Source organism: Psychrobacillus sp. NPDC093180 (genome assembly GCF_044754065.1).
Lineage (GTDB): Bacteria > Bacillota > Bacilli > Bacillales_A > Planococcaceae > Psychrobacillus.
Genome location: NZ_JBIVOJ010000001.1, coordinates 111,605 through 138,218, shown reverse-complemented (window position 1 = coordinate 138,218; position 26,614 = coordinate 111,605). Strand labels below are relative to the sequence as shown.

The 26,614-nt window shown below is 36.6% G+C and carries 23 protein-coding genes and 1 other annotated feature; of the genes, 2 read left to right on the top strand and 21 right to left on the bottom strand.

The annotated features are described in order from the left end of the window. Positions 1-269: 269 nt before the first annotated feature. The 11 genes from thrS to hflK form a co-directional block, all read right to left on the bottom strand. Entirely contained in the window at positions 270-2,195 is a 1,926-nt protein-coding gene (gene thrS, locus ACIP9W_RS00750) for a threonine--tRNA ligase (protein WP_400785128.1), read from the bottom strand. Positions 2,196-2,250: 55 nt separating this feature from the next. Further along, positions 2,251-2,484: a binding site (T-box leader), on the bottom strand. A gap of 60 nt (positions 2,485-2,544) precedes the next feature. Further along, positions 2,545-3,486, bottom strand: a complete 942-nt coding sequence (dnaI, locus tag ACIP9W_RS00745; RefSeq protein WP_400785126.1) for a primosomal protein DnaI — start codon at positions 3,484-3,486, stop codon at positions 2,545-2,547. A gap of 9 nt (positions 3,487-3,495) precedes the next feature. Next, positions 3,496-4,851, bottom strand: coding sequence for a replication initiation and membrane attachment family protein (locus ACIP9W_RS00740; RefSeq protein ID WP_400785920.1), 1,356 nt, complete (start codon positions 4,849-4,851; stop codon positions 3,496-3,498). A gap of 27 nt (positions 4,852-4,878) precedes the next feature. After that, complete coding sequence (gene nrdR / locus ACIP9W_RS00735) at positions 4,879-5,343, bottom strand: transcriptional regulator NrdR (RefSeq protein ID WP_282241412.1); 465 nt, start codon at positions 5,341-5,343, stop codon at positions 4,879-4,881. A 115-nt stretch (positions 5,344-5,458) separates the two neighbouring features. Further along, positions 5,459-5,842 carry an adenosylmethionine decarboxylase gene (gene speD / locus ACIP9W_RS00730; protein ID WP_282241411.1) on the bottom strand — a complete coding sequence of 128 codons (384 nt, stop codon included), beginning with the start codon at positions 5,840-5,842 and terminating at the stop codon, positions 5,459-5,461. 207 nt (positions 5,843-6,049) lie between these two features. After that, complete coding sequence (locus ACIP9W_RS00725; protein WP_400785124.1) at positions 6,050-7,072, bottom strand: glyceraldehyde-3-phosphate dehydrogenase; 1,023 nt, start codon at positions 7,070-7,072, stop codon at positions 6,050-6,052. Positions 7,073-7,285: 213 nt separating this feature from the next. Continuing rightward, positions 7,286-7,885 carry a dephospho-CoA kinase gene (gene coaE / locus ACIP9W_RS00720; protein WP_282241409.1) on the bottom strand — a complete coding sequence of 200 codons (600 nt, stop codon included), beginning with the start codon at positions 7,883-7,885 and terminating at the stop codon, positions 7,286-7,288. A gap of 12 nt (positions 7,886-7,897) precedes the next feature. Further along, the gene (mutM, locus tag ACIP9W_RS00715) at positions 7,898-8,770 is read right to left on the bottom strand and encodes a bifunctional DNA-formamidopyrimidine glycosylase/DNA-(apurinic or apyrimidinic site) lyase (RefSeq protein ID WP_400785122.1); all 873 of its coding nucleotides are present in this window, start codon (positions 8,768-8,770) and stop codon (positions 7,898-7,900) included. 12 nt (positions 8,771-8,782) lie between these two features. Next, on the bottom strand, positions 8,783-11,410 hold the full coding sequence (gene polA / locus ACIP9W_RS00710) for a DNA polymerase I (RefSeq protein WP_400785120.1): 2,628 nt from the start codon (positions 11,408-11,410) through the stop codon (positions 8,783-8,785). Between the two features lie 100 nt (positions 11,411-11,510). Next, positions 11,511-12,488, bottom strand: coding sequence for a protease modulator HflC (gene hflC, locus ACIP9W_RS00705; protein WP_400785118.1), 978 nt, complete (start codon positions 12,486-12,488; stop codon positions 11,511-11,513). Continuing rightward, positions 12,488-13,465, bottom strand: a complete 978-nt coding sequence (gene hflK, locus ACIP9W_RS00700; protein WP_400785918.1) for an FtsH protease activity modulator HflK — start codon at positions 13,463-13,465, stop codon at positions 12,488-12,490. The genes hflC and hflK overlap by 1 nt, the downstream gene beginning before the upstream one ends. 322 nt (positions 13,466-13,787) lie before the next feature. On the opposite strand from hflK, the gene ACIP9W_RS00695 reads away from it, so the two are divergent. Next, complete coding sequence (locus tag ACIP9W_RS00695) at positions 13,788-14,093, top strand: monooxygenase (RefSeq protein ID WP_400785116.1); 306 nt, start codon at positions 13,788-13,790, stop codon at positions 14,091-14,093. Between the two features lie 236 nt (positions 14,094-14,329). Here ACIP9W_RS00695 and ACIP9W_RS00690 read toward each other — a convergent pair whose 3' ends face one another. The 7 genes from ACIP9W_RS00690 to citZ all read right to left on the bottom strand — a co-directional run bounded on the left by ACIP9W_RS00690 (position 14,330) and on the right by citZ (position 22,105). Next, positions 14,330-15,544, bottom strand: coding sequence for a carboxylate--amine ligase (locus ACIP9W_RS00690; protein ID WP_400785114.1), 1,215 nt, complete (start codon positions 15,542-15,544; stop codon positions 14,330-14,332). Between the two features lie 11 nt (positions 15,545-15,555). Then, positions 15,556-17,091: a two-component system histidine kinase PnpS gene (pnpS, locus tag ACIP9W_RS00685; RefSeq protein ID WP_400785112.1), complete on the bottom strand. Its 1,536-nt coding sequence runs from the start codon at positions 17,089-17,091 to the stop codon at positions 15,556-15,558. After that, positions 17,091-17,804: a response regulator transcription factor gene (locus ACIP9W_RS00680; RefSeq protein ID WP_282241403.1), complete on the bottom strand. Its 714-nt coding sequence runs from the start codon at positions 17,802-17,804 to the stop codon at positions 17,091-17,093. Before ACIP9W_RS00680 ends, pnpS begins: the two co-directional genes overlap by 1 nt. 63 nt (positions 17,805-17,867) lie before the next feature. Next, positions 17,868-18,314, bottom strand: coding sequence for a MaoC/PaaZ C-terminal domain-containing protein (locus tag ACIP9W_RS00675; protein WP_400785110.1), 447 nt, complete (start codon positions 18,312-18,314; stop codon positions 17,868-17,870). 95 nt (positions 18,315-18,409) lie between these two features. Continuing rightward, positions 18,410-19,348 (bottom strand): malate dehydrogenase, encoded by a 939-nt coding sequence (mdh, locus tag ACIP9W_RS00670; protein WP_400785108.1) that lies wholly within the window; start codon positions 19,346-19,348, stop codon positions 18,410-18,412. Positions 19,349-19,642: 294 nt separating this feature from the next. After that, positions 19,643-20,908, bottom strand: coding sequence for an NADP-dependent isocitrate dehydrogenase (gene icd, locus ACIP9W_RS00665; protein ID WP_282241400.1), 1,266 nt, complete (start codon positions 20,906-20,908; stop codon positions 19,643-19,645). 81 nt (positions 20,909-20,989) lie between these two features. Then, positions 20,990-22,105 (bottom strand): citrate synthase, encoded by a 1,116-nt coding sequence (gene citZ, locus ACIP9W_RS00660; RefSeq protein ID WP_282241399.1) that lies wholly within the window; start codon positions 22,103-22,105, stop codon positions 20,990-20,992. A 197-nt stretch (positions 22,106-22,302) separates the two neighbouring features. On the opposite strand from citZ, the gene ACIP9W_RS00655 reads away from it, so the two are divergent. Then, entirely contained in the window at positions 22,303-23,271 is a 969-nt protein-coding gene (locus ACIP9W_RS00655) for an AI-2E family transporter (RefSeq protein WP_400785106.1), read from the top strand. Here ACIP9W_RS00655 and ACIP9W_RS00650 read toward each other — a convergent pair. From ACIP9W_RS00650 to pfkA, 3 genes are all read right to left on the bottom strand, one after another. Continuing rightward, positions 23,249-23,641 (bottom strand): FxsA family protein, encoded by a 393-nt coding sequence (locus ACIP9W_RS00650; protein WP_400785104.1) that lies wholly within the window; start codon positions 23,639-23,641, stop codon positions 23,249-23,251. The two genes, ACIP9W_RS00655 and ACIP9W_RS00650, sit on opposite strands and share 23 nt — an antisense overlap. 178 nt (positions 23,642-23,819) lie before the next feature. Beyond that, on the bottom strand, positions 23,820-25,580 hold the full coding sequence (pyk, locus tag ACIP9W_RS00645; RefSeq protein ID WP_282241396.1) for a pyruvate kinase: 1,761 nt from the start codon (positions 25,578-25,580) through the stop codon (positions 23,820-23,822). Positions 25,581-25,620: 40 nt separating this feature from the next. Further along, positions 25,621-26,580 carry a 6-phosphofructokinase gene (gene pfkA / locus ACIP9W_RS00640; protein ID WP_400785102.1) on the bottom strand — a complete coding sequence of 320 codons (960 nt, stop codon included), beginning with the start codon at positions 26,578-26,580 and terminating at the stop codon, positions 25,621-25,623. Positions 26,581-26,614 lie beyond the last annotated feature (34 nt).

Here is a 26,614-nt window from a genome sequence, read left to right as displayed (position 1 = left end):
AAAAAGTGTCAAACAGGTGAGAAGCGGGCAGCCTCTTCTTATACCACAAACTTGTATTCAATAACCTAAATAACTATACCATGTAGATTCGTACATGTCAACAGTATTTATGATCTAAGAAAATAAAAAAATTCTACACAGTAATTGTCTAGCTCCAGCGCCTTGCCCCTCGGGGTCAAATGTGAAAAAGCTGTGGTGGCTGGAGAGCTGCCTCCTCGCTTTTCCCCATTTGCCTGTCGGGACAGACATAGGCGCTTGCGCTTTTCTTATTAATGTTTTGTTTCTTCTTGAATGCGAGTTAAAAACTCTTCAAATGGAATACTTTCTGATTGCTGTTCTCCGTATTTACGTACGTTCACGTTACCTGCTTCTAGCTCTTTATCACCTAATACAAGCATGTACGGAATTTTTTGCATTTGTGCTTCTCGAATTTTATAACCAAGTTTTTCTTCACGGTCATCCATTTCTACTCGGAAGCCTGCTGCTACTAATTGCTCTTCGATTTGTTTAGCATAATCGAAGTGTACTTCATTGGATACTGGAATGATTTCTACTTGGACTGGAGCTAACCAAGTTGGGAAAGCACCTTTGTACTCTTCGATTAAGAATGCAACAAAACGTTCCATTGTAGAAACTACCCCACGGTGAATTACAACTGGACGATGCGGCTTTCCATCTTCTCCAACATACGTTAAGTCAAAACGCTCTGGTAATAGGAAGTCCAATTGAACAGTAGATAGTGTTTCTTCTTTTCCAATGGCAGTTTTCACTTGAACGTCTAATTTTGGTCCGTAGAATGCTGCTTCGCCTTCTGCTTCGAAATAATCTAAGCCGAGCTCGTCCATTGCTTCTTTTAACATTGCTTGTGCTTTTTCCCACATTGCGTCGTCATCGAAGTATTTTTCTGTATCTTGCGGATCACGGTAAGATAGACGGAAAGTATAATCTTTTAGATCAAAATCTTTATAAACAGATATGATAAGCTCTACAACTTTTTGGAACTCTGCTTTAATTTGATCTGGACGCACGAAAAGATGCGCATCATTCAATGTCATCCCGCGAACACGTTGTAAACCAGAAAGTGCTCCAGACATTTCATAACGATGCATTGTACCAAGCTCCGCAATACGTAAAGGAAGGTTACGATAAGAGTGCATACCGTTTTTGAAAACCATCATATGATGTGGACAGTTCATCGGGCGTAAAACTAATGTCTCGTTATCCATTTCCATTGGTGGGAACATAGAATCTTGGTAGTGATCCCAGTGACCGGAAGTTTCGTATAAATCTTTTGAACCAAGTACTGGTGTATATACATGTTTGTAGCCAAGTTTAAGCTCTTTGTCTACGATATAACGCTCAATAACACGACGAATCGTTGCACCATTCGGTAACCAAAGTGGTAACCCTTGTCCTACTTTTTGAGAATTCGTAAACAATGCTAGCTCTTTCCCTATTTTACGATGGTCACGCTCTTTAGCTTCTTCTAGCATATCTAAATGGTGCTTAAGCTCTTCTTTTTTAAAGAATGCAGTACCGTAAATACGTTGAAGCATTTTATTGTCGCTATTCCCACGCCAATATGCACCAGCAATGCTTAATAATTTGAATTCTTTTAGTTTTCCTGTAGATGGTACATGTACTCCGCGGCAAAGGTCAAAAAATTCTCCTTGCTCATAAATGGATACTTGCTCTCCTTCTGGAATTGCTTCAAGAAGCTCTACTTTATACTCATCTTCCTTGAACTTTTCAAAAGCTTGTTCGCGGGAAACATCGTGTCGAATGATTTCAATATTCTCATTAATAATTTTTTTCATTTCTTTTTCGATTGCTGGGAAGTCTTCTGCCGTAATCGGTTCCGGCGAATCAATATCATAATAAAAACCATTTTCGATTACTGGCCCAATTCCAAGTTTTACATCTTTAAACAAGCGCTTAACAGCTTGCGCAAGCAAGTGTGCAGAACTGTGACGAAGAATTTCCAACGCTTCATCGGATTCAGGTGTAATAATTGCAATTTCTCCGTCTGTTGTAATTGGTGTCTTAAGATCAATTAGCTGTCCACTAAGTTTACCTGCTAACGCTTTTTTACGTAATCCAGGGCTAATGGATTGCGCGATTTCTTCGGTAGTTGTCGAAACAGGGAATTCCTTTACTGCTCCATCTGGAAATTTTAACTTAATAACTTCTGCCATGTTGAACACTCCTTTTAAATTATGTATCGGAAAACGCAAAAAAACCTCATCCCTATAAAGGGACGAGGTTCAAATCGTGGTTCCACCCTTCTTCTGTCTACTAAAAACAAAAGTAGACGAAGCTCTGCATCGGCTAACGGGCCGGTGACCGGTAAACTGCTAGTATATGTATTCACAGTTACTGCTCGGAGGTGGTAAATCGATTGCCGGTACTTAAGAAGCTTTCAGCCAAGGCTTCTCTCTCTAAAAAGTCGTACAAACTGATTGTTGTCCTCTTCAATGCATTTACTTATTCTTATGAAAATGATTATACTCCACACCATGTGCATTTGCAAGTCATTGTAGGAGGTTATTCTTCTCTCCAATTCTTTCCTTGTAGAGAAATGGGAATCGTAAGAGCACGAATTCGCTCCATTATTCGTCCAGCTTTCACCACTTCTTTTTCTCCTCGTTGCGTAACAGATAGATGGTGCTCTAACTCGGAGTAATTGAAATTAGACGTTATAAAAGTAGGTAGCTGTTCTGACATTCGATAATGTAGGATTGTTCCTATTATCTCATCTCTCGTCCAACTGGACATTACTTCAGCACCAAGATCATCTAGCATTAAAACAGGAGCTTTTTTTACAAACTCTATTTTTTCAGAAAGCGATTGATCTTGAATCGCTTGTTTCATTTCTCGTAAAAATTCAGGAACGTAAACTACTACAGAATGAATATGTTTTACTGCTAGCTCATTTGCTAGGGCTCCAAGAAGATAGGATTTCCCAACACCAAACTTACCGTGAATATAAAGCCCTTTCTTCGGTAATGTATTAGTTCGATTTAGTTCCTCTAAAAAGTCAACTGCTGCACGAACAGCAACCACTCTACTTCCATCATTCACATCAACATCGCTAAGACGCGCTTCCATAACCTCTTTTGGCATATGTATGCTATTAATCATAGAAGTCACTTTTCTGCGTTCATCCTCTATTATCCCTCGTTGACAACGAATATATTCTAAACCAATTAGACCACGCTCTAAAACTAATTTGGGTTCGTAGCCTTTCATAACATTCATGCAAAGCTCGAGGGATTCACAAGAACGACAGTCATGGGACTGCGACTTGTATTCATATAATTTACTCAAGCCCCGATCTACGATTCGTTTAGATATATCCCCCGCGTTTTCTTCTAAAAACTTTTGCACGCCTGGATCTTCTAACACTTCTTTTTTCATTTCATCTAGCCTTGATGAGAATTCTGGTGTTTGAACCATTCTTTTTAACGTTTCATTAATACGCTCCATTATTTCCACCTACCTCTTCAATGCATTCAAATCCGCTAATAGCTTTTGTCTTTCTTGATCTATGTTTTGAATACCATTTGTTGTTTCTCCGGATTGTTTCGTTTCCCCATCTTTTTTATAAAACCAATCCGGCACTTTTTCTTCGCGTACTGGTTTTTTCGTATAAGATTTTTGTTTGGATCCTTCACTTTTCCACTTAATATATTGTTCATGTTCGCTTCTGGCAAGCTCCATCGCCTGTTTTGCTGTTTTTACATCTTTTCTCATCCAGTGGGAAGCAATTTTCTCAGCATAACTTTTTGTTAGTTTCATATCCGTACGAAGCAACACATATTGCAATAGCACATTCACAACACCAATGGGCATTTTAAAATGGGTAACAAAATGATTAGCTAATTGTACATCTGCTAAAATTGGGTCTTTGCCGTTCGCAATATCCTTTAATACGACTGCTGGAGCTGTCGTTTCTAAATAATGGATAAGTTCTTCCTCTTTCGATAATGGCTGGCTCTTTTCAGGTACTGCTTTAGCTGATTGCTCGATTTTCTCCATAACGGGAGCAGTTTTAGAAACAGTTAGTTTATAGTAATCAGCGCACGCTTTTTTTAATCTTGCTTCAGAGAGATGTAATTCATCATCTAACGCAAGTATGACTACTTTTTGCATCTCTACTGGATGTAAATTGTATAAAAAAGCTAGTTTAGCGATTACTTCTTTTGCTTCTATCGTCATCGCTGACTTTGGAACAAGTTGTTCCGACAGCCCTTCCTGTAATAAAGCAAAATCAAATTGATCGAAGTAAAAAGGCAAAGAATCCATTCTTTTCTTAGATTGAAAATTATCTTCATAAGACAAGGCATTCCCTGTTTTGGAAGATGGTTTAAATACGTCCATAAAGGTTCGAGAAACATCCGTAAATCCGTCATTCCAGTTTGGAGGTTGGATAAAGCGATTCCGTAATTGTTTATATGCATTTTCCCCAATTTTACCTAACAGAAACATCGACAATAATGGATCTTTTAAAAAAGACTCTGCATCAAGTGGAGCAGTTAATTCATAATAAAAGACACGGCCATCATTCTCTGATTTTTGCCAAGTACGAAGCAGCCCAATTGCTTCTAACGCAATTCTCGCTTGAAAAATTTTACCGATAGAAACACCTAATACATTCATTAGCTGATAATGGGGCAATTGCTCATTATTTTGTGCTTCTCCATCTGCCCATAGTGTTAAATACAGGCTAATACTTTCCGCACCAACTAATGGTTGATACAATAATGTTAATAACTGGCGATCATAATCCGAAAAAGAATATGGCAAGCGAATCATATACATGTCTGCTGGCTGAAGCTCTTTATATAACATCAACAGTTGCACCTACTCTCTTGCTGCTTATAATGTTGGATTCTTTTTTATGATTTCTTTTAATTCTTCTATAAAGACTGTTATATCTTTGAATTGACGATAGACAGAAGCAAATCGAACATAGGCCACTTCATCTACTTCTGCAAGCTTGTCCATCACTTTTTCGCCAACTTCCTCGGATTTCACTTCGGAATTTCCTGCTCTTCGCAATTCTTTTTCAATGGAAAACACGATATCTTCTAGTTGATCAAGTGCAACTGGTCTCTTCTCACATGCACGTATGAGTCCTCGAAGTATTTTTTCACGACTAAATTCTTCTCGTGAACCATCCTTTTTCACGACGATCAAAGGGGTTTCTTCCACCTTTTCAAATGTGGTAAATCTAAACCCACAATCCTCGCACTCTCGTCTTCTTCTTATCGCCTTATTATCGTCAACAGGCCTTGAATCGACTACTTTCGTGCCATTAAACTGACAAGTTGGACATCTCATAATTGTCTCACCTAATTCCTTACATTAATTTGTATATCTATTATAACAATATTATCGTATAAAATCGAAAAAGCAGAGGAATCGCTTCCTCTGCTAAGTCATCTCGGCTAAGTTATTACGCTTGAACTGTCATGCGCGACTTAGGTACATTAACTGGACCCATACCACGAGGCATTTCAATCGTTTCGCGTATTCCAGCATTAAGAGCATCTGCAATATAATTAGCTGCAATTGACGGGTCTAAATCACCACATGTATACACATCAATGCTCGCATAACCATGCTCTGGAAAGCTGTGAATCGTTAAATGTGATTCGGAAATTATAACGACTCCACTTACACCTTGTGGTGCAAATTTGTGAAATGCAACTTCTCTGACTTCCGCACCAGACTTAAGTGCAGCATCAACAAATGTTTGCTCGATAAATTGCATATCGTTAAGTTTGTCGAAATCGCATTCCCATAGTTCTGCAATAATGTGACGTCCCATTGTTTCCAATGTCCGTTTCCCCCTTTGATAAGTTTTAGTTTAAAAATTAACAATCAAAGTTGACTACCACGGGGGAAAGTTAGTCCAAAGAGGTCCTAACCCTTTAAGTAGTCCATGTACGTGAAGTACACGATTATCATTATATGATGTATTGATAAAATAAGCAACAAATAAAAAAATCCTCTTTCTAAAAATATAGAAAGAGGACTAATTATTTTAAAGACTTGAACCTACTTTAAGACCAGACGCTACTTTTTTCGTCAAATCAACTACACGTGCAGAATAACCCCACTCGTTATCATACCATGCAAGTACTTTTACTTTACGATCACCAATAACCATTGTAGTTAATCCATCTACTGTAGAGGAAAGAGTAGACGTATTAAAGTCAATTGAAACTAGTGGCTCAGTTGTAAAGCCTAAAATCCCTTTCATGGATTCTTCAGAAGCTTTTATAAATGCCGCATTTACTTCTTCAACAGTTACATCTCTTTGCACATCTACGACTAAGTCTACTAAAGAAACATTTGGAGTAGGTACACGAAGTGCCATACCATGAATTTTCCCTTCTAACTCTGGCAGCACCAATGTAAGCGCTTTTGCTGCACCAGTAGATGTTGGGATGATAGATTGCCCACATGAACGTGCACGTCTTAGATCCTTATGTGGATTATCTAAATTATTTTGATCGTTTGTATATGCGTGAACCGTTGTCATTAAACCATTCTCAATACCAAAAGTATCATTTAATACTTTTGCAACAGGTGCTAAACAATTGGTCGTACAACTTGCGTTAGAAATAATATCCTGGCTTTCTAAATCTAATTTATCATCATTAACACCCATTACAATAGTTGCATCTTCATTTTTGGCAGGAGCAGTGATGATTACTTTTTTCGCACCTGCTGCTAAATGAGCACTAGCTTTTTCACCATCATTGAATTTTCCCGTTGACTCGATTACGATGTCGACATTTAATTCTTTCCAAGGGAGATTCGCTGGATCACGATCATTCACAATTTGAACTCGTTTGCCATTTACAAGAAGCGCATTTTCTTCTATTTTTACTTCTCCTGAAAAAGTACCATGTGTAGAGTCATATTTTATTAAGTGCGCTAAAGTTTCTAAAGGGTATCTTGCATTAATTGCGACAACATTTAACTCTTCCTGTACTATCGCTTGGCGAAACACCATTCGTCCAATACGTCCAAAACCATTAATTGCAATTGAAGCTGTCATGTGAAAAATCCTCCTGTAACTGTGTGATACTTTATATTTACAACTTGTAATTAGTATAACACATTATCCGAATCATGTAGCCCTAAATTAGAAGAAAGATATTTTTATTTGTAATTGGGTTATTTATCCCTGTTCAATAAGTGGTGTGTCTAAAAATTTTCTCAAAAAAAACCGAAAACAGCTCTATTTTCGAGTCGTCTTCGGTCTTTTATGCTACACGATTAACACATTCCAATCGCTTAAGATTTTTTTTAGTTGTTGTTCTGTGGATTCCAATGTTCCATTATTATAAATAACTGCATCTGCTTCTTTTTCTTTAAGAGATAACGGAAGCTGTGATTGGATTCTTGCCTTTGCTTCTTCTAGCGTAAAATTATTTCGCGCCATTAATCGTTCCAATTGCGTTTCTTCTGTAACTGTTACGACTAATATTTTCTCTACATACGATTGCAGTCTGCTTTCAAATAATAATGGGATATCCATAATTATGGATGGATGACCCGCTTTTTGAAGCTCTTCTTTTTGACGAAGCATTTCTGTACGAATTGCTGGATGGATAATATCATTAAGTTGTTTCCGCTTAGAGGGACTTGAAAAAATAATGTCACCTAGTTTTCCGCGGTTTAAGGAACCATCTTCTGCAATTACTTCTTGGCCAAATACTTCCTTTATCTTCCCAAGTGTTTCCGTTCCTTTTTCAACGACGACTCGAGCTACAACATCTGCATCTACAATTGGGTAGCCTAATTCCTTTAGCATATTGGAAACAGTACTTTTCCCACTTGCAATACTTCCAGTTAAACCAATGATCATAACTATCCTCCTTTATTTCTGACATGTACCACAATAAGTGGAGGTTCTACCACCTATCGTTTTTTGCAGCGTTTTTCGACCACAAATTGGACAATTCTTCTTTCCATACATTTGTAATCTGTTTTGCATATTGCCTGCTTCTCCATTAATAGAACGATAATCGGAGATCGTACTTCCTCCATTTTCAATACTATCAAGAAGCACAATGACAATCTCATTGAATAATTGTATTTTTCTTTCCTTACTGATACGTTTCACTTTTCGCGCGGGATGCATTCGTAATCGAAATAATGCCTCTGTTGCATATATATTGCCGCACCCTGAAACGACATGACCATCCATGATAAATTCTTTTATCGCTTTATTTTCATATTTTGGTAAAATACTCATCGCCAAATAATGATCTAAAGCATCCTGATCGAAGGGCTCTGGAGCCATTAACAATAATGGTGGATGATCTGCTTCACTTTCTAATAAACGAAGCTCACCGAATCGTCTAATATCAGCATATACCAGCATGTCACCTTCCTCCAAATGGAATATGACATGAGAATGCCGTTTAAATTTTTCTTCTTCAATTTCATGCAAGTTACGAACGTAGAACCAAGCCCCAGACATTCCTAAATGTGAAACGAGTAAATGAGGGATTCCATCCTTCATTAGATGAAAATAAATATATTTAGAACGTCTATCTATTCTTTCAATCATCATTTGAGGTAGTGCTTCTTTGAAAACATCTACATCTGCCCCTTTAATGATAGCCTCTTTGCCATTGGCTTTAGATGTAATAATTGTTTCAGAAACGTCTACAGATTGAATTGTTTTGCCCGTCGCAATTGGTCTTAACGACCGAACAACCCCTTCTACCTCTGGTAATTCAGGCATATTCAAAACTCCTTACTTCGTTTCGTACCAAGAAGCACCGAATGCATAATCGACTTTCAATGGTACGAGCAATTTAATCGCAGTATCCATTACTTCGGGTACAATTTTTTCAAGTAATGCAATTTCCTCTTTTGGTGCCTCGAAAATTAACTCATCATGCACTTGTAGAAGCATCTTCGTTTGCATTTTCTCATCTTTCAAACGCTGTGCCATATCAATCATCGCTTTTTTAATAATATCAGCTGCACTTCCTTGAATAGGAGTGTTCATCGCAGTTCTCTCCGCAAAGCTTCTTAGGTTAAAATTAGAACTCGTAATTTCTGGTAAATATCTTCTTCTATTTAATATCGTCGTAACAAATCCTTTTTGCTTTGCTTCTCGGACAATATCATCCATATATTCTTTTACACCAGGAAAACTATTTAAATATTGCTCGATAAATATGGCTGCTTCTTTTCTCGTTATATCCAAGCTTTGCGATAAACCATAATCACTAATCCCGTACACAATACCGAAGTTTACTGCTTTTGCAGCACGGCGCATGTCCGATGTCACATTTTCTGCATCTACATGGAAAACATCCATTGCAGTCTTTGTATGAATATCCAAATCGTTATTAAAAGCTTCTACTAAGTTTTTATCTTCCGACATATGCGCAAGCACACGAAGCTCGATTTGTGAATAATCGGCTGCAAACATCACCCAATCAGGTTGCGATGGGACAAATGCTTTTCGAATTTTTCTACCTTCTTCTAAACGAACCGGTATATTTTGCAGGTTTGGGTTAATCGAGCTTAGTCGTCCTGTTGAAGTTAGTGCTTGCTGGTAGCGTGTATGGATTTTCCCATCTTTTTCATGAATTTCTTTTAATAATCCTTCAATGTATGTTGAATTTAATTTTCCTAATTGGCGATAAAGAAGAATTTGTTCAATAATTTCATGCTCTCCAGCTAATTTTTCTAATACATCCGCTGCTGTGGAATAACCTGTTTTTGTTTTCTTTATAGGTGTTAATCCTATTTTTTCAAACAATATTACGCCCAATTGTTTAGGAGAATTAATATTAAATTTCTCCCCTGCCAGCGCGAATATATCTTGCTCAATGGATTGCAGCTTTACTTCTAAGTCATGTCCCATCTCGACGAGTATTTGTTTATCCACTTTTACTCCGTCTGATTCCATTGTTCCGAGAATAGATGCAAGTGGTAATTCTAAATCTTTGTAGAGCTCGTACTGTTCATTTTCTTTTAACTTTTCTTCTAAAGTCGGCTTTAGTTGCCATATCGCTTGCGCTTTTCGTGCCGCATGTTCAGCGAGCTTTTCAAGTTCTGGCGTTGATTTTTTCGCACCTTTTCCATAGACGCTCTCATCTGTCAAAACATTAAAATTCCCGAATTCTTTTGCGAGTGTTGATACATCTCCAGAAGAAATAGATTGGTTGACAATATAAGCTGCCAATAGCAGATCAAATTCTGCTCCTTGGATACTAATGCCGTGTTTTCTACTTACTGCTTGGGTTGCTTTCGAATCCGATAAAAATTTATGTTTTTCGTTATCCTCTAGCCATGCGCAAAATGCATCGGATTGAAATGCTTTAGTCCCTTGGATAAAATACGAGTCCTCACCGTTTGAAAAAGCGATTCCTAATAATTCACTTGTATGATATTGTTCATCATACATTTCAAAATGAACAGCCATTTGGTCTTTTAATATGGAAGTATCTACTTCTTCTAACACTTGATAATTCATTTCTGCAGTTTCTTGCTCTTCCGCGACGAAATCCGATTTCTCTAAAAGTGTTTTAAACGAAAGCTCTTTCCAAATCTCCACAACCTCTTCCATATTAGGTCCATTGTATGTTAGATCATCTAGTGTTACTTCAATTGGAGCACTCGTTTCAATGGTCGCAAGTATTTTACTCATTTTCGCTTGTTCTTCGTTTGCAACTAGCTTTTCTTTTAATTTCGCACCACTAACAGCGTCTAATGCTTCATAAAGCTTTTCTACAGAACCATGTTCTTTTAATAGTTTGATCGCTGTTTTTTCTCCGACACCCGGTACACCTGGAATATTATCGGAAGCATCTCCCATGAGCCCTTTCATATCAATAATTTGTTGCGGAGTAAGTCCGTACTTCTCTTCTATATGTGCAGGTGTATATTTTTCAATGTCTGTAATACCTTTTCGTGTAATATAGACAGTCGTACGATCCGTTGCTAGCTGTGTCAAATCTTTGTCTCCAGAAACAATGACAACCTGTTGACCTTTTGCATCAGCTTGTTTACTTAGTGTCCCAATGATATCGTCCGCTTCATACATTTCCAATTCATATCGTTTAATCCCGTATGCATCGATTAGTTTACGAACGTAAGGGAATTGTTCAGAAAGCTCGGGCGGTGTTTTCTGTCTTCCACCTTTATATTCTCCAAAAGTAGAGTGACGGAAAGTCGTTTTACCTGCGTCAAACGCCACAAGCATATGCGTCGGATTTTCCTCGTCCATAATTTTTTGTAGCATTAATGTAAAACCATATACAGCATTTGTATGTATGCCGTGTTCATTTGATAATAATGGTAAAGCAAAGAAAGCTCGGTATGCGAGACTATTCCCATCCAATAAAAGTATTTTTTCGTTGGACATTCCATTCACTCCCTCAAAATAAAAAATATAATCATTTAATAAATAAAATCGTCATTCCCTATATCTTACCATGAGAGTAAGGGGAATGACGATTCATATACTATTCTAAGTAACCTGAAAGAATTTTCGCATAAGGAGAATCAGATGGAATGATAATCATCGAATCCTCACCAATTGTTCGCTTATAAGATTCTAATGTCCGATAAAGAGAATAGAACTCTGGATCTTTAGAGAAACTTTGATTGTAAATTTTCGCCGCCTCTGCATCCCCTTCTGCAGCAATCATTGCAGCATCTTTTTTGGCAGTCGCAAGCATCTCTTTTACTTTACGATCTGTATCAGCTTCAATACGACGTTTGTCTGCATCACCTGTAGATAAAAACTTTTGTGCAATACTTTGTCTTTCTGAAATCATTTCATTATAAACGGATTGTTCATTTTCTTCCGGTAAGTCTGTGCGTTTAATACGTACATCTATTACTTCGATACCGTATTTATCTTTTTTAAGCAATTCATTTACATGTGTTGTAATTTGATCATTTAAACTTCCTCGGGAAGAATTTTCATCGTTAATAATCTCGCTATATTCTAGTTGACCAAGCTCTGAACGTACGACTGAATAGATGAATTCTTCCATACGAGATCCTGCATTTACCAAGTTACCAGCATTCGAAATCATTTCTTTCGCATTTACAACACGCCAAACAGCATAATTGTCAATAATAATTCGACGTTTATCTCTCGTGTTAATCTCTGCTTCTGATAATTTATAGTTCATTTGATGTTTTGGAATGGTTGTAACACTTTGTATGAATGGTATTTTCATATGCAGACCTGGTGCATCTTTAATATCTTTAATCTCTCCAAACTGGCGAACTACTCTAAATTCGCCTTCTTTCACGACATAGATATTTGCAAGTGCGATAATAATAACAACGAACGTTATAAAAATACCGATAAATGGCTTTGTATATTTTTTGTAATCGACCGGTGTTTTTTCTTTTTGTGGCTTCTTTTTCTTTTGCATCGCATTAAATTTTTCTTCTAGATTGGAAAATGGATTATTATTATCCGCCATTATTGCCCACTCCCTTCTTCTGTTTCGGTAGCCGCTGGTGGTGGCGTTTGTTTATTTGATTCCAGTGGTTGGAGCGGTAAATACTTCATCGTGCCACCATCATCATTCATAATATAAAGTTGGGCGTTCGGTAATACAGCATCGAGTGTCTCCATTACAAGTCGCTGTCTCGTAATCTCTTTATTGTCTGCATATTCTACATAAAGTTTGTTAAATAACTCCACATCTCCTAGTGCTTGCTGGATACGAGCCGTTTTATATCCAGTTGCTTCCGAAATGATTGCATCCTTTTCCCCTTCTGCTTCACTCATCTTTTGGTTCATATATTTTTCTGCTTGGTTAACTTTTGTATTTTTCGTTTCCTCTGCGTCCGTTACAGCAGTAAATGCAGCTCGGACTTCCGCATTAGGTAGCTCTACATCTTGCAGTTTCACAGTAAGTACGGTTATTCCAATGTCATATTTGTCTATTAAAGAACCTAATAGTTCAACAGTATCTGCTTCGATTTGTGCTTTTCCGGATGTTAAGGCATCGTCGATTTTGGAGTTCCCAATAATCGAGCGAATAGAGGCGGACGTTGCATCATGCAGTAGATCTTGCGGACTTTCGGAGTTAAATAGGTAAGCTTTTGGGTCAGTAATTTTCCATTGTACAACTAAATCCGTTAAGACAATATTATCGTCTCCCGTGATCATTTTTGTATCTTTATCAAAAGATTCTATTTCCCCGTTGGCTGCTTGTTTATATCCAAATTGCAAACTGAACGTTTCTTTAGATAGTTTTTCTACTTTTTGAATCGGCCAAGGCATTTTAAATTTCAACCCTGATTCTGTAATTGGGTCGCCTGCTTCTCCGAATGTAATAACGATTGCTTGTTCTGATTCATCTACTGTGTACCAGGATGTAAATACAGCAGATAATAAAATAATTCCTAGGATTGAAGCAACAATGATGGATATTAATCTCTTTGTACTCATCATAATTCCCCTTTCTATATGTATAATCCTTTTACGGAATAACAGTCCATTTGGTTTCAAAAATAAAAAAACTCTGTTTAAAAAGGAACGTTTGAGGAAGCTAGGGAACACTGCATGGTAATAAGTTGAAGAACCGGTCCACAGGGATTTCCACTGCATTCTGCACCATTATTTTTGCTTTTGCGACACCGGGAATTAATGATTTGCCAAAGATACTTCATTATAATTCGCTAAAATTTAGCTCTAAATCATGAGCAATATTGAATAATGTTTTTTGACTTTATTCTATTATTCATCTTATTAAAACTAAGGAGAGTTAAACATGAAATATTTATTACAAGTAGATTTTAAAATGAATGGTCCATTCGGTGAAGAGATGTCAAAGGCGTTCGTTGATTTAGCAAAAAGTATTAATGATGAGTCAGGTGTGATTTGGAAGATTTGGACTGAGGATGCGGCTGCTAAGGAAGCTGGTGGGATATACTTGTTCGAAACAAAGGAAGATGCTGAAAAATATTTAGTAATACATTCAGCTCGTTTGACAAATTTTGGTATCACTAATATTCGCGGTAAAATATTTGAAGTGAACAAAGCTTTATCACTTATTAATAACGCACCGATTAAATAATCAAGGTGATTATTTCGATTGTTTGCAGGAGTTTTTAGGTTTGCAGATAAATCAGGGGTTGCAATTTAATATTAATTTAAACTTTGGTGTTTCCTATAAAAATACTTTTAAGTTTCTAACATTTGAAAAAAGCTAGCCGAGAAGCTAGCTTTTTCAGGTAAATCGTTTGGAAAAGGGGTCTATTTAAATGTAACAGACGATTGTAAATCTTTAATGAATATATTGTAAATTTTACTTTACCAATTATTATTTTTGTATTTTTTATAATAATTAAACTGACGAGCAATTAAATACAACTTTCTCATAAAATTCGTATCATTTTTATAAAACATTGGATTTCCCCATTTTCCCGTTCTTAACAGATGTCTTATTTCTCGTTGAATTTCATTATTATCAACAAACTTCTTTAATACAATCTTAGGGACTACAGTAAACAAATAATGCTCATTTAACAATGTTAACGGCTTTGCTTTGTTGTAAATGACGTCGTCCACAAAATATCTCGCCATATTATGTCCAAGAGCTGTCGTATAATAACTAGAGCGTCCTTGACGAATATTCACTTCGAATACTTTAAATTTACCATCGCGTTCATCATACTTCAAATCGAAATTAGCAAATCCTACATACCCTACTGCTTCTAAAAAATGTTGAAGCTTAAGCATCAATTCTTCGTTATACCTAGTGATTAGCGCCGTATAGTTTCCAATTGCAGTAACCGTATGTTCTTGCAACACAACCTGTGCGAGCGTACTTAACTGGGCTTTTCCCTTTGAATTCATATAAAAAACTGAATCCCACATATACGTGTCGTCGCCAGGAATATAATCTTGAATGATTAGATCTTCCTTATAGCCACTTGCATTCACTTTGTTAATGACATCATTTAATTCTTCGCGTGATTCTACACGATATACTTTTTGTTGCCCAGGAAATTTATTTTTGTAATATTGAACTCCATTACTTGGTTTAATGATTAATGGAAATAATACCTCTTCTGTAAAAAGCTCCTTATTGGCACAAGAATAATAGTATGTTTTTGGTGCATCAATGCCATGCTCCTCGCAAAGCTTATAAAAATTAGATTTGACGAGAAGATTATTCATTAACTCCTCTGACATATAGTTAAATACATACATTTCTTTTAGTGCTTTTGCATTCTCAATTATTAGGCGGACATAGAAATCATTTGTACCGATTAACAGCAATTGCTTTCCAGCCGTTTTATATTTCATCGCTACTTCCGTTAAAACTGTGACAAAAGCAGCTTTATCCCATAAATTCGGATGAATTTCAATATGATCAATGACACTGCTCCATTTAGTAAAGGACATTTCTTCCTTTCCGACTAAAATTGGCTTTATATTATATTCCTCATGAAATGAAATAGCCATATTATAAGCATTCATATCAGTCCCCACAATAATTGGGATAAAAGGTTCTTTGTTCATATTTACCTCCATTAACTTTGCACAAGTGGAATGTACACTGTAAAACATGTACCTTTTCCTACTTCACTTTCTACTTTTATCAACCCATGATGTGCTTCTACTAGATGCTTTACGATGGCCAGACCTAGGCCGGTACCACCTGAGTTTCTACTTCTTGCACGATCCACTCGATAAAAGCGTTCAAATATTCGGCTAATCTCTTTCTTACTAATTCCAATACCTTCATCTTGAATTCGGAATATGCCATACTTCTCATCCTTGAAAATGGAAATATGTAAAGTCGTATGATCAGGCGAATACGTAATTGCATTTGTCACTAAATTCATCAAAATTTGCATTAAACGATTGGAGTCTCCTAATACTTTCACGGAGTCTTCTACTGCTAATGCCAATTCTATATCTTTTTCTTCCAAAAGATGTGTAGACATCTCGATGCATCGATCCAATACATCCCTCAATTTTATATTATTCAAATTCACTTCATACCCAACTTGCTCCACTTTGGAAAGGTCCAACAAATCGGTAATAAGCATTTGCAATCGATTGCTTTCTTTATGAATAATCTCAAGAAAAGATAATAATGTATCCTCATTTTTGTATGCCCCATAAAGTAATGTCTCCGAAAATCCTTTAATAGAAGTTACCGGTGTTTTGAGTTCGTGGGACACATTTGCAACAAAATCTTTTCGTACTTGCTCTAACTTAATAAGTTCTGTGATATCATGCATTACCACTACGATACCTAGCCATCTTCCGTGTTCTCCAATTACAGGTGCCCCATAAGCATCCATATAATAAGTATGTAAATTTCGCTTAATCTGAATTTGTTCACGGGATGAGGATTCCGTTAAAAAAAGTTTATCGATAAAAGCTTCTATCTTATCTGGAAGACCGATTTTACGAAAAAGTTTTCCATCTATATTTTCAAAAGAAATTTGTAATTGCTTCAAAAAGGATCGATTCACAATCGTTACTAATCCATTTCGGTCAATCATGATCAAGGCACTACCCATGTTCTCAATTAATGTTTTTAACCGTTCTTTCTCCGTTTCACGCATAACTGAAATATCATGTAAATTGCGTGCTAATATATTGATGGAATTGCTTAATGTAGACATACCAGAAAAATCATCTTCAAATGCCCGAATACGATAGTTACCTCTTGCAAGTTCCATCGCGGTTTCGGTTAAATGTTCAATTGGTTGAGCATATTTTTTAAATATGTTGGCTCCCAAAAATAAAGCAACAAGAAAAGTGATGAACAAAATAAAAAATAAAAACAACCAGAGTGATTGTTGTTCATTCGCCATTTCATTATTTTGAAGCGCTGAACTTAGTGTTTGCTTTATAGACGATTGCTCTTCTTTTGAAAGTTCGGTTGCAGCTAAATCTGTAGCTATTTGCTCCATTTTGGAGTCTATTAAAACAACAGTGGAATGATGAACAAAAATAGGATAAAGTTGCCCAAGAACGAGACCAAGACTAGCTAAAATTAATCCAATTACTATAGAATACGTTCGTAATATTTTGGATTGGAATCTTTTCATTACAATTTAGGTTCCTCGAATTTATAGCCTAGACCTCTGATCGTTTTAATGAAAATTGGCTTTCTACTATTTTCTTCAATTTTATCTCGTAAATGACTAACATGAACATCTACAATCCGCGTATCCCCGGCAAAATCGTAGTTCCATACAGCACTTAATAATTGGTCGCGTGTAAGTACTCTATTTTTGTTTTCAATTAAGTAAACAAGTAATTCAAATTCTTTCGGTGTAAACTCGATTGGTTCTTCATTTAAAAGCACTTCAAATCGATCCGGATAAATTTGTAATGGTCCAAACGAATATATTTCTTCTTTTTGTTTTATTTCATTCATTTGATGCTCTGATGAAATATTAGAACGTCGTAGCATTGCTTTTACACGAGCAGTAACTTCACGAGGGCTAAACGGTTTGGTCATATAATCATCCGCACCCAATTCAAGACCGAGCACTTTATCAAATTCTTCGTCTTTTGCAGTAAGCATAATAATCGGTGTTTGAATTTTTTTTAGGCGTAGTTCCTTGCATACTTCCATTCCGTCCATACGCGGCAACATCCAATCTAACACAATGACATCCGGATTTTCTTCCACTGCTCGATTCAGACCTTCTAAACCGTCATATGCAGTAATGACCTCAAAACCTGCATCCTCCAGATTGTATTTTAATAATGTTACAATTGAGCTTTCATCATCCACAACTAATACTTTTTTCATTTTTTTTGCCTCCAAAGTTGATTTGAAACCCCCATTCCAAATCATTTGACCTCAAATGTAGACTTACTGTTCGATTGCTGGTGGATTAACATAAAAAGTACCAGCCAATACTGCATTCTTTTGTTCATTATTAGCAATAACTGAAATTACTATTTCATTTGAACTTATATCAATCTCCATTACTTCGAACGTAAACTTTAAAGTTGAATAGTGATAAGCAGGTGCTAAAAAGCTGATGTTTTGCTTTGTTATATAAGCTCCTGGACCGGGTAAGTATTTAGAGATAGCAGCTGTAATAATACCCATTAACATAATTGGTGGGACAATAGGTTTTTCATAGATTGTTTTGGAAGCAAAATCGTGCTGAATATATAAAGGATTATTATCATTTGTTAACCCTAAGTATAGAAGTAAATCCTTATCTTCTATTTTCTCAGTAATTGTTAATTTTTCACCAATAAATAAATCATTTATATTCTTACCCTTTTTCTGTATCTTTCCCAATAACAAGATTTCATCCTCCCATCAATTAGCTATATCTATCTTAACAATAAGTACAAAAAAAATCGAGCGGGTTTCCCACACTCGATTAATATTATCGTGAATTATGCTAAAACATTCATAACTGCTTTAACAGAATCAGCAGATTTACTTAGTAAACCCTTTTCTTCCTCCGTTAGTTCAAGCTCAACAATCTTCTCAATACCGCCTATACCCAGTACAGTCGGAACGCCAAGATATATACCATCCATACCATATTCACCCTCTAAATAAGCAATAGATGGTAGTACACGCTTTTGGTCTTTAAGGATCGCTTCAGCCATTTCCACTAATGATGCTGCGGGCGCATAATAAGCAGAGCCATTTCCTAAAAGATTAACGATTTCAGCTCCTCCTTTTCGAGTGCGGTCCACGATTTCTTCTAGACGGCTAGCGTCGATAAGATTTTCTAATGGAATACCACCTGCATAGGAGTATCTCACTAATGGAACCATATCATCTCCATGTCCGCCAAGAACAAAACCAGTAACATCTTTAACAGATAAGTTTAACTCTTGTGCCACAAACGTACGGAAACGAGCTGTATCAAGTACACCAGATTGTCCGATTACGCGTTCTTTTGGAAGACCTGACTCTTTATAAACCGTATAGGTCATTGCATCAACTGGATTGGTTAATACGATGATAGTAGTATTTGGTGAATACTTTATAATTTCACTTGTTACTGCTTTCATTACTTTTTGGTTTGTTTGAACTAAATCGTCACGGCTCATTCCAGGTTTACGTGCAATACCCGCCGTAATAATTACTAAATCCGAGTTTTTTGTATCTTCATAGTTAGAAGTACCAATGATCTCTGCGTCAAATCCTTGTACTGGTCCAGCTTGTGCCATATCTAATGCTTTCCCTTTAGTAGCATTTTCTGCTTGTGGAATATCTACTAAGACAATATCACCAAGTTCTTTTTGAGCAAGTAGAAAAGCAGTTGTTGCTCCTGTAAATCCGCCACCGATTACTGAGATTTTACTTCTTTTCAATGTCATTAGAAAACTCTCCTTTTGTTTAAATCAATTACGCCTTGGCATAGTTGCCTACAGATTTTGATTCGAACATGAGGCCTACAGGATGTCGCGAACTTAGACTGCCTTCCCTGACTTCTTTCAAAATCTGTGGCATCCGCCGAAGGCTTTATCTTCGCTCAGTAGGCTTTTGAGCATCTACTGAACAGTAAACAAAACCGAATTCATCTCACCACCCAAATAAGTGGGGGTCTTCTACTGAATGAAGATAAAAGGAAGGGAAAAATCCCTTCCTTTTAGACCAAAATTCATTTCAAATTACATGTTTTTGATAAGTTCATCACCGAACTCTGAACATTTAACTTCCGTTGCTCCGTCCATTAGACGAGCAAAGTCGTAAGTTACTACTTTAGATGCAATTGTTTTTTCCATAGAATCCATGATTAATTTTGCTGCTTCAGTCCAACCAAGGTGTTCAAGCATTAATACACCAGAAAGGATTACAGATGATGGATTTACTTTATCAAGACCAGCATATTTTGGAGCTGTTCCGTGAGTTGCTTCGAAGATAGCATGTCCAGTTACATAGTTAATGTTAGCTCCTGGAGCGATACCAATACCACCAACTTGAGCAGCTAATGCATCAGAAATATAATCTCCGTTTAAGTTCATTGTAGCAACTACATCGAACTCTTTCGGACGAGTTAAGATTTGTTGTAAGAAGATATCAGCGATTGAATCTTTTACTAAGATTTTACCAGCTGCAAGTGCGTCTGCTTGTGCTTTGTCAGCAGCTTCAGTTCCTTGCTCTTCTTTAATTTGATCGTATTGGTTCCAAGTGAATACTTTATCACCGAATTCTGATTCAGCAACTTCATAGCCCCAATTTTTGAAAGCTCCTTCAGTGAACTTCATGATATTTCCTTTATGAACAAGTGTTAAAGATTCGCGACCTTCTTTAATAGCATAGTTAAGTGCAGCGCGAACTAAACGTTTCGTACCTTCTTCAGAAACTGGTTTAATACCAATACCTGAAGTTTCAGGGAAACGGATTTTATTAACGCCCATTTCGTTTTGAAGGAAACTGATTAACTTTTTCACTTCATCCGAACCTTTAGCATATTCAATACCTGCATAGATATCTTCTGTGTTTTCACGGAAGATCACCATATCAGTATCTTCAGGACGTTTTACTGGAGAAGGAACACCAGTGAAATAACGAACTGGACGTAAGCAAGTATATAAATCAAGTTCTTGACGTAATGCTACGTTTAAAGAACGAATACCACCACCGATTGGTGTTGTAAGTGGTCCTTTAATAGCGATTAAATATTCATTGATTACGTCAAGTGTTTCTTGTGGTAACCATTCGCCAGTTTGATCAAACGCTTTTTGACCAGCAAGTACTTCTTTCCATTCAATTTTCTTTTCACCGTTATATGCTTTTTCAACTGCTGCTTCTAGAACGCGTGAAGCAGAAGCCCAAATGTCAGGACCAGTCCCGTCTCCTTCGATGAAAGGAATAATTGCTGTGTTTGGTACGTTAAGTACTCCGTTTTCTACAGTGATTTTACCAGTTGTCATGTTATTATTTCCTCCTACTATATCTATAATGCTATCAACTCATATTAAGTTGTTGAACAAAAATTTTTTAGGGCAATAAAATTATCTTTCTTCAATCGGAATATATGTTTGCAAACCAGGTCCAACATAATCTGCACGAGGGCGGATTAAGCGGTTGTTAGCGTATTGCTCGAGAATATGTGCAGTCCAACCAGACACACGTGAAACTGCAAAAATAGGTGTAAATAAATCATGGTCAATATTTAATGAATGATACACAGAAGCAGAGTAGAAATCTACGTTAGGTGGTAAATTCTTTTGTCCAGTAACGATTTCTTCAATGCGAACAGACATATCATATAATTTTGACTCACCGCGAAGAGTAGTTAATTTTTTAGACATCTCTCGTAAGTGTTTCGCACGTGGATCTCCTTTACGATATACACGGTGACCGAAGCCCATAATTTTTACTTTGTTATCTAGTTTTTCATTAATATACTTGTCCACATTATCTAGTGAACCAATTTCTGTCAACATTTTCATAACTTGTTCGTTTGCACCACCGTGCAGTGGACCTTTTAAGGCACCTAGTGCTGCTACTACACCTGAATACATATCTGATAGCGTAGCTACACAAACACGTGCAGTAAATGTAGATGCATTTAACTCATGATCTGCATGAAGTACAAGTGCTTTGTCAAAAGCTTCTATTTCAATGTCGTCTGGAAGATCACCAGATAACATGTACAAGAAGTTTGCAGCATACCCTAGATCTGTTTTAGGTGCAATTGGTTCCAAGCCTTTACGAACACGTGAAAATGCTGTTACTAATGTCGGAAGTTTTGCTTGTAATTGAATTGCTTTTAAGTAATTAGCCTCGTCGGACATATCTTCTGCAGCATCATCATATAATGCTAGCATAGATACTGCTGTTCTTAGAGCAGACATGGGGTGAACATTATTAATTGGATACGTTTTGAAATGATTTAAAACTTCTTGAGGAACAGCCATATTATCAGCTAATTGTTGTTTTAGTTCTGCTAGCTCATCTGCTTTTGGAAGGCGTTTATGCCATAGTAAATATACTACTTCTTCAAAACTTGCATTTGTTGCTAAATCGTCAATATTGTAGCCAACGTATGTAAGTGTGTCATCAATGATAGAACTGATGGCAGTCTCCGCAGCTACAACACCTTCTAAACCACGAGTTGTTGTCATTTCGAAATCTCCCCTTCTACAGTATAATAATTCGCTCCACTTAATCGCCGGACGAAAGATTATCTGTATATATTATGTACCTTTTAAGCCTTACAATTCTAGTATAATCATATTTGGCGATTTTGTGAATGAAAACGCTTAAAATTATTAAAAAATAATGTGTGTATATCCTAATTTTTTGAAAAGAATGGATGAAAATGATTACTCTACAAATAAATAAGAAAGAATTTTTGTCACTTTGGATACCATTTGGAATTATTATACTTATTTCGCTTGTTGCTTATCCTTTATCTTTAGCAATTTTATGTGGTTATTTTTTATACCCTATCACAAATTTCTTTTATAAAAATATTAAGCTGCCTGTTACTGTTAGTGTCCTGTTAACAGAAGCAGTTATATTGTCTAGTTTTATATTATTTTTGTTTGTAATAGTACAAGCTCTTCTAGATATTCTTCCACTTATTCATGAACATATTTTATTATTACCATTTGTCGAATTGAAGCAGCATCCTATTTTCATTTTTTTTGAAGGAAAGTTTCAAAATCTATTAAACAAACTACTGAATGATTTATTATTAAATCTGACAAATTTACCTTCTTATTTTTTTGAAGTTTTTTTATTTAGTATTGGTTTATTTTTTTCTTTATACGAATCTACGAAAGATCGTCTGTGGTTTCTCGTTTACTTTCCTAAAAAAGCACGAAATTTTTCTCAAAGAGCGCTAAGAAAATCATCTGGCGTCATGAATAAATTTATCTCTGTAGAGTTAAAACTGTTTTTTTTGACCTTTGTTCTTTTAGCTATAGGGTTTCAATTATTAGGTTTCCATAATCCTGTAAAATATGCGTTTCTCGTATCGCTAGTTGATAGTATCCCTTTTTTAGGTACAGGAATACTATTAATACCGCTTAGTGTTTACTTTTTCTTAATGGAGCAACGAATGGCTGGGATAATCGTTTTACTTCTATATATATTTGTTCAGTTAACAAGGCATATTGTAGAAAATGTTTTGTGGTCTTCCTCTATGCAAATAAAGGCCGTCCACGTATTCTTTCTAAGCGCGGCAGCCATTTTAATCTTTGGATTTATAGGAATATTATTTAGTCCGTTTATTTACTTAATCGCAAACAAGTGGGAAAATCTTACGAAGACTTCATCACAATAACTTGACCATTTTTCATCTTTTTACGAATCCAGCGATAGAGTAGCGGTTTAAATAGATTTCTTGTAGGGGAAAATAACAACATAAAGCCAAGAAAATCCGAAATAAAACCAGGAAGTATTACTAAGATAGACCCAATAAAGATGAAAATTCCATTTATAGCAACCTCTCCTGGTGCTTGACCATTTTTGATATTGTCCGAAACTTCTCGAAAGGCTCTCATTCCTTGTCTCTTTGCAAAATATGCACCAATTATCCCACTTGCTAAGATCAAGAGTAATGTATATCCTGCTCCAATTGTTCTACCAGATAGCAACAATATATATAACTCTATTGCTGGGATAACTATGATTAAGCCTATAATCCATTTCATACATTCACCTTCCTATGAAAAGCGCAATCGCCTATGTCTGCCCCGACAGGCAAATGGGGAAAAGCGAGGAGGCAGCTCCTCAGCCACCACAGCTTTTTCACATTTGACCCCGAGGGGTAAGGCGCTGGAGCTAGATCTCCTAGAATAATTGCCCCACCTTAAATGGTGAGGCAATTTTTTAAATAATGCTTGCGTGACCGTTATAAATAGCCCCACTGATCGCATCTATTGTTAATTCTTGACCATCTTTTATTAATTTGGTGGCATTTTCAACACCAACGATGACCGGAATTCCTAAGCTTAGCCCGACAACTGCTGCATGACTAGTCAATCCGCCTTCTTCTGTAATAAGCCCTTTACAATTTTCAATGCTTGGAACCATATCACGATCAGAACCAATCGTAACAATAATACTATTTGTTGTGTCCTGTCCTGCCAACTCACTTGCATTATTTACTACAATGGCTTTTCCATGTGCAGAGGATTTCCCAATTCCTTGCCCTTTAGCAACTTTGTCACCAATTACATGAACTTTCATCAAGTTTGTTGTACCCGCTTCACCAACTGGAACTCCTGCAGTAATTACAACAAGCTCCCCATGGTTTACATACTGATGGGCGATACTTTCTTCAATTGCTGTTTCTAGCACTTCATCTGTTGAATAAGCTTTTTTCCCAACAATCGGGTAAACTCCCCATACGAGGGTTAGGTTTCTAGACGGTAAATCAGAAGACGTCACTGCAATGATTGGAACTCCTGGTCTAAACTTAGCAATCATTTTAGCCGTATGACCGCTCTCTGTAGGTGCGATTACTGCTTTTACTTTTAAGTTTATCGCAGTATGTGCGACAGCTTGTCCAATGGCATCCGTTAAATTCACGTCACGCGCTTTACTTAGCTTGGATACATGTCCACGATAATCGATTGCGTTTTCTGTTCTTTTAGCGATTTTATCCATTGTTTGAACAGCTTCTACAGGGTAGGTACCTGCTGCAGTTTCACCTGATAGCATAATAGCATCTGTTCCATCTAAAATAGCATTTGCAACATCACTAGCTTCTGCACGAGTTGGTCTTGGGTTACGCTGCATGGAATCTAGCATTTGGGTTGCTGTAATAACTGGTTTTCCTGCTTCATTACATTTTTGAATAAGGCTTTTTTGTACTAAAGGAACCTCTTCTGCTGGAATTTCTACACCGAGATCTCCCCTTGCGACCATTAAACCGTCTGAAACTTGAATAATTTCATCAATGTTATCGACACCTTCTTGGTTTTCGATTTTCGGGATGATTTGAATATGAGAGCCTTTATTATTTTCAAGTAACTCTCTAATTTCGAGTACATCTTTAGCTCGACGTACAAAAGATGCGGCGATGAAATCTACATCTTGCTCTATTCCAAATAGTATATCTTTTGCATCTTTCTCTGTAATTCCCGGCAATTGTACAGAAACTCCAGGTACATTTACACCTTTATTGTTTTTTAATGTTCCAGCATTTTGAACATACGTAGAAATAATGCCATCAGACATATTAATATTGGTAACGATTAACTCGATTAAGCCGTCGTCTAATAAAATAATTGAACCTTCTTGTACATCTTCTATTAGTTTTTCATATGAAATAGAAAAACGTTCCGTATTTCCTAAAACTTCCGTCATAGAAATATCAATTGTTTGACCAGACTCAAGTTCAATTGCGTCATTTTCCATTTTATGTGTACGAATTTCTGGCCCTTTCGTATCCAATAAAATCCCTACAATTTTCCCTACTTTTTTGGACACTTTTCTAATTGTTTTAATCCTTGCAGCATGTTCTTCGTGGCTTCCATGTGAAAAATTTAATCTAGCTACGTTCATCCCTGCCTCGATTAATTTTTCTAACTTTTCCTCTGATTCACTTGCTGGCCCTATTGTACAAACTATTTTTGTTTTTCTCATTGTCCAAATCCTTTCTATGTAAAAGAATTATTATCTGGTCTTAAATAGATAATTCTTTCGATAATTGATACATATCCTTATCGAATACTTCGTTTCTTTCAAATGCTTCATTCATATCATAGTCTACCACTTCATGGTTCTGTATGCCAACTGCACGTCCCCCATTACCTGCCATTAAAACTTCAACAGCTTTTGCACCGAACATACTTGCAAGCACTCGGTCACGACCAGTCGGGGATCCTCCGCGCTGAATATGTCCTAGAACGGAAACACGGGTTTCAATATTTGCTTGCTCCATTAATTTAGTTGCAAATTCTGATCCACTCATAACTCCTTCAGCAACGATAATGATACTATGTTTTTTTCCACGAGAAGTTCCGCTTTTTAAACGTTCCACTACTTCTTCCATATTCATGTTTACTTCTGGAATAATAATTGTCTCTGCTCCGCCTGCTAAACCAGCCCACAAAGCTAAATCTCCTGCATCTCTCCCCATTACTTCAACAATAAAAGTTCGATCGTGAGAAGTGGCTGTATCACGAATCTTATCAATACAATCAATTACCGTGTTAAGTGCAGTATCGAAACCAAGCGTATAATCTGTTCCTGGAATATCATTATCAATCGTGCCAGGTATTCCTACGCAAGGGAATCCTTTTTTCGTTAACGTCATCGAACCACGATAAGAACCATCACCGCCGATAACAACAAGCCCTTCAATACCGTTTGCTTTTAATTGTTCTATCGCTTTTTGTTGGCCTTCCTCTGTTCGAAACTCTGGACATCTCGCGGAATAAAGCTTGGTTCCACCTCTTTGAATAATATCCCCTACCGAGCCCAAATTTAACTCTTCCATATTTCCATCGATTAACCCTTGATACCCATGAAAGATTCCTACTACTTCTAGTCCCTCATATATTGCTTTTCTTACAACAGCACGTATTGCAGCATTCATCCCAGGCGCGTCTCCACCACTCGTTAATACACCTATACGCTTCACAATGGTTCCTCCAAACTTTTATATTTAATAATTT